This is a genomic window from Flavihumibacter sp. (assembly GCF_036676075.1).
GTDB lineage: Bacteria > Bacteroidota > Bacteroidia > Chitinophagales > Chitinophagaceae > Flavihumibacter.
Genome location: NZ_JAKFDQ010000014.1, coordinates 1 through 5,368, shown reverse-complemented (window position 1 = coordinate 5,368; position 5,368 = coordinate 1). Strand labels below are relative to the sequence as shown.

The following is a 5,368-nucleotide window of genomic DNA, read 5'->3' as shown; positions in this document are numbered from 1 at the left end:
GTAAAATTTATTATCACTCATGTTGGAGGTGAAATAAAGATCAACCAACCCGTCATTATTAAAATCACCAGCAGCTGCACCACCACCGTTGTAGAAATATTCATACATCAGGATGTTAGTGTTTAAGCCTTCTGTAAGAGTGTTTTGAAAATGGACACCCGTTTGCTCTGCGGGAAGTAAGGCAAATAAATGGTTCTCGCTTTTATCCTGGGTCGAATTTCGGCAGGAAACAATTAAAGCAATCAACGAACAATTCAAAAGAAACAAGTGAAATTCTCTGGACTGAAGCAAGTGTTTATGTTTAAAAATTCACGAAAAGTTAAAGCAATATGTGCGGGTTGTAGTGTTGCTATTTAATGAAAAAATCTATGCCACCAACAAAGGCGGCATAGATTTTTTGCTTCAACCTTTGGCTGCTATTGGTAGCCAGGATTTTGTATCAACAAATTGTTACGTTGAGTTTCGTCTAGTCTAATCGGGCGGAAATACATCTTATCTACCCAGGTCCGTTTTTCAAGGCCGTTATTTACAACTGGCAGATAGGTGTAGTCAAATTTTGTCTTATCCTTACGATAGGGAGAAGGAGCCGTTGCACCTGCTTTCAGTACACCTTCAATTTGAATATAGGTTGTTTGCCTACCCAGTGTTTGAGGAGCTATCATCCAGCGTCTCGCATCAAAATAGCGTTGTTCTTCAAAGGCCATTTCTATTCTTTTTTCGTTTCGATAACGCTGCCTGAGTGCATCGCCGGATTCAGTGATTGCAGGCATACCTGCCCTGAATCTTATCTTGTTTAACCAGGTGCGGGCTTCATCTTCCTGCCCCAGTTCAATGCATGCCTCCACATAGTTAAAAATAGCTTCTGTATATCGGAAGTAAGCCCACGGAATATATTGACGCCCCGTGTTATCACGAAGGTTTGGATCAGGATCAATAAATTTCCTGAAATAATAACCTGAAAAGCTGCCGTTCCAGTTTTCTATTGTACTCTGCCGGGTATCAATACCGTTAATTTTAGTTCCATTAACAAAATAAGTTCCGGTTTGTATTTCATTAGCAGGATCGGCTGTTCTGCCACGGGGTTTCCAGGGTGCACCATCATAAAGTATGGACACATAAAAACGGGGTTCCCTGTTTTCATAGGGATCACTCTTATGTGCGGGATTACTCCAGTCAAACTTCGAACCGTCCATCATTTCATAGTCATCTACCAATTCCTGGATCGGTGTATTACCTGCCCAGTTGTTGTAGCCATTAGGTCCCTGACGAAGGCCGTGCTGCTGAGCTCCTTCATTTAAATCAGGACTAAAAGTCCTTTCAAATATTATTTCTTTTGTTGAGGTAATGGCCGGATTGGCATCGGGGTGTTTGCTTCCACCAGCCATGGCGATAGTCAGATAATTTTTTTTGCCTTCGTCAAATGTAACGGGTGCTGTCAGATCAGTTTTATAACCAGATCCGGCTTGATCCAACACTGCTTTTGCAGCATCTCTCGCAGCTGTCCACCGGGCTACCCGGTCCCCGCTTACAAAACCCAAAAGCTCCGGATTTGCAAATGCAGCCAACACAGTCGATTTAGCCTTAGCAGTTGGCATATCGTGCAAATCGCTGGCGTCATATAGTAGTTGCCGTGACTTTAACGCAAGGACGGCCAGATCCGAAGCGTTACCTCTTACTCTTGTTTTGCCCTTTAACAACAAGTAAGCTGAATCAAGATCATTCAGAATAAAAGCGCTTACTTCAGCATAGGTGTTCCGGGGTAACTTGTAATCTTCGTTCAGGCCATATGATTTTTTAATGATGGGAACGCCTCCATAGAAGCGAAGCAACTGGTGATAGTAGTATGCCCTTAAGAAGCGTGTCTCTCCCTCCAACCTTTGTTTTAACGTAGCGTCATCGAAGGTAGCGGTTGGTAAACCCTCCATCGCCAGATTAGCCCGACGAATAAAATTATACATGTCAAGCCAACTGGTATGCCGGTTTACCCAACCTTCGTTTGAAGGATTTAAAGTGCCTTCATTGATAGTATTTATGCCACGACCAGCATGGGTAAATATTGCTTCGTCGGTAATACAGGCAAGCATTTGCTCGTCAAACCCACCTTCATACAAGCCGCCATAAATGCCGTGAACAAATGCCTGTGCAAAAGCAGGATCGGTCCAGGTTATACTGGAAGGAGCCTGGTTAGCAGGGTAAGTATTTAAAAAGTCCCTTTTACATGCGGTAAATAAAAAACCTACCGATACTAAAAACAGAATATTTATATATGTTATCTTCTTCTTCATAGTAGTATTATTTAGAAAGTTACTCTTGCGCCCAAGCTTAGAATTCTCGACTGTGGATAAACATAGCCATTTTCAGCAGTTCCTTCGGGGTCCCAGATTTTCATCTTTTCCCAGGTAATCAGGTTTAACCCGCTTGCATAAACCCTGAACCGGCTGATACCAATTTTGCGCCCTATATCGGAACCAAGAGTGTATCCCAATTCAAAATTCTTAAACCGCATATAATTATTACTTCTAAGCCAATAAGTGTTATTGCGAAAACCTCCGGTATAGTAAGTATTTGTGCGGCTTACCAGCCTGGGATGCACGCTGCTGGGATTGTTAACCGACCATCGGTTATTGTAGCTATAGTTTAGCCAGTTACCAAATTCGCCGGTTTCATTGAAGTTTATCAACTGGAAACCTCCTGCAGCTCCCTGGAAAAGTGCCGAAAGATCAAAGGACTTGTAGGATATATTCAAATTAAGACCCCATGTAAATTTTGGGTCCCGTGTTTTATCAAGCCTGACCTGGTCCAAAGCTGTGATTTTACCATCAGGCTTTCCACCGGGCCCCGAAATATCCTTGAACTTCATGTCACCCGGACGGAGACTGCCTGTAGCTGCGCTATAGTCAATTTTATTTGCTGCAATTTCTGCTGCATCTTTAAACACTCCATCATATTGGTAGGCCAGGAAAGCCTGTCCGTTTGTGCCGAAAGGATGGCCCGTAGCCCGCTGATGCGCCGGCACTCCCGGGTTTTCATCCCAGAACACTATTTTATTCTTTGTGTAGGCTCCGTTTGCACTTACTTTAAACACCACATCACTTACCCGCCCGTTATACCCCACATTAAATTCAAAACCACTATTATTAACTTGCCCGGCATTCACGGGAGGTAGCAGCAAGGAAATACCTGAGCTTTGAGGCGTTGAACCTGAACGTGGAATAAGGATTTGCTTCCGCTCATTCTTAAATACATCAAACTCGAAAAACACTTTGTTATCGAATATAGCGCCTTCGAGACCAATATTAGCATTGTTAGCTACTTCCCAGGTAAAGTCAGGATTGAAAACACGAGGTTCTGTTAACGACCGGACAACCTGCCCATTAACCACTCTTGAGCCCAGGGAGTACAAAGACAGAAATGCATATTCCTGCAATACGCCATTAAATTCAACAAGGTCGTTACCCATTTGACCATAGGAAGCCCGAAGCTTTAAATTATTCAGGAAGCTTATATGCTGCATAAAATCTTCTTTTGTAATATTCCAACCGATCAAAACACCGGGGAAGAAACCAAATCTGCCAGATTCAGGAAAAATATATGAGCCATCATAGCGCCAGAGAAATTCAGCCAGGTATTTTTCTCTAAAATTATAGGCAGCACGACCAAAATAACTTAAACGGGCCCGTTTATAAGCAGATCCTCCGACATTCTGCTGAGCTGTTCCACCCACATCTAAAACATCCAGGTTGGGCGAAATAAAATTTCGTCTGAAGGCAAAGAAGTTATCTCCTTCTCTCGCCTCTCTCTGTAAACCAGCCATAACACCAACGGTATGATCATCACTAAACGTTCGATCAAAATTAAGCATGGCCATCAGGTTAGTGCGTAGTTCCGCTTCATCAGATTGAGTCAGTTGTGGATCAGTGAAAGTAGAACGAACCGTTCTGGTAAGCTTCGGAGTTACACCATCAGCTTCAAAGGATACTTTATCCCAGGTATACAATGACCACGGAGTAGCGAAACGCTTGGTACGCCCGATATATTTATCTGCCGCACCCTGAAGAGTGAGCTTTAACCCTGCTACCCACGGGTTTCTAATTTCCACCTGGCCATTTGTTTGAATGTAGTCCCTGCGGTTTCTGTCGTACCCTGTTGCTCCGGTGGTAATTACCACAGGATTTTCTCCATTTTCAATATCAGGCCCTGGCAGTCCGTTGGGCCATACTGCAACTTCAGTAGGTTTTCCCCGTACGAGCATCCTGAATATTGACCCGGCACTGGATGTGGGAAAATAACGATATTCTTCACGACCTGTTATACCGATGTTTGTAGTAATGTACCTGTTTATCTTAGCCTCAAGATTTAATCTTATATCATACTGCTTATAGCCCGTTGCAGAGTTCTTATAGTAGGCATCCTGTTGCTGATAACCAAGAGAAGTAAGGTACTTCACATTCTCTGTTCCTCCACTTACTTGCAGGGTGTGCTGCTGCTGACTTGACCAATTTTTAAAAACGGTTTTATACCAATCAGTATTAGGATGTGTCAGCGGACTTGAACCGTCAGCATATTTTGCTACGTCAGCTGGAGTATAATATGCATTTACTTTATTCCCGTCAAGTTTTGTATAAGAGCCTGTGGTTTGAAATGCCTGCCATGCAGCACCCCATTCCTGATAGGGAACATTTTGAAACATAGACTGCTCATTTAATAGTTCGGCATACTGTGAAGAGTTCCCCATCTTGGGTATAACAGTCGGTTGCAGCCAACCCTTATTGAAATCGTACGATACTACAGGCTTTCCAACCTTACCCTGTTTAGTTGTAATCAAAATAACTCCATTTGCCGCCCTTGCCCCATAAATTGCGGCAGACGCATCTTTTAAAACCGACATACTTTCTATATCGGCCGGATTTAAACGTTCGAGTCCGCCAGAACGTTCAGGTACTCCATCAATAACGACTAATGGGCTACTATTCCCCAATGTGTTAGTGCCCCTGATGCGAATTGTGGAACCGTCATAACCGGGCTCACCACTCCGCTGCATTGCTGTGATACCGGGCAATCTTCCGGCAAGCGAGTTGGAAAGGTTCACTGTTGGTGACTTGTCAAGATCAGCGCCTTTAACTTGTGTTACAGCTCCGGTAACAGTCACTTTCTTTTGCGTAGCATACCCTACCACTACCACATCGGTAAGGTGCTGGGGCAATGCTTTTAATTGAATACCGACGGTTGATTTGTCGCCAACAGCAAGTTCCTGGTCTTCAAATCCAACGGTTGAAAAAATTAAAACGGCATTGGAAGGCACCGTAATGCTGAAGTCCCCTTTTTCTGAAGTAACAGTGCCATTGGCAGTTCCTTTTTGAATAACACT

Annotated in this window: 2 protein-coding genes; both read right to left on the bottom strand. The window is 43.5% G+C overall.

The annotated features are described in order from the left end of the window. Positions 1-416: 416 nt before the first annotated feature. Complete coding sequence (locus V6M43_RS14740) at positions 417-2,285, bottom strand: RagB/SusD family nutrient uptake outer membrane protein (RefSeq protein ID WP_332736538.1); 1,869 nt, start codon at positions 2,283-2,285, stop codon at positions 417-419. An 11-nt stretch (positions 2,286-2,296) separates the two neighbouring features. Then, positions 2,297-5,368 (bottom strand): SusC/RagA family TonB-linked outer membrane protein (locus V6M43_RS14735; protein WP_332736536.1); only part of this gene is annotated, 3,072 nt, incomplete at its 5' end.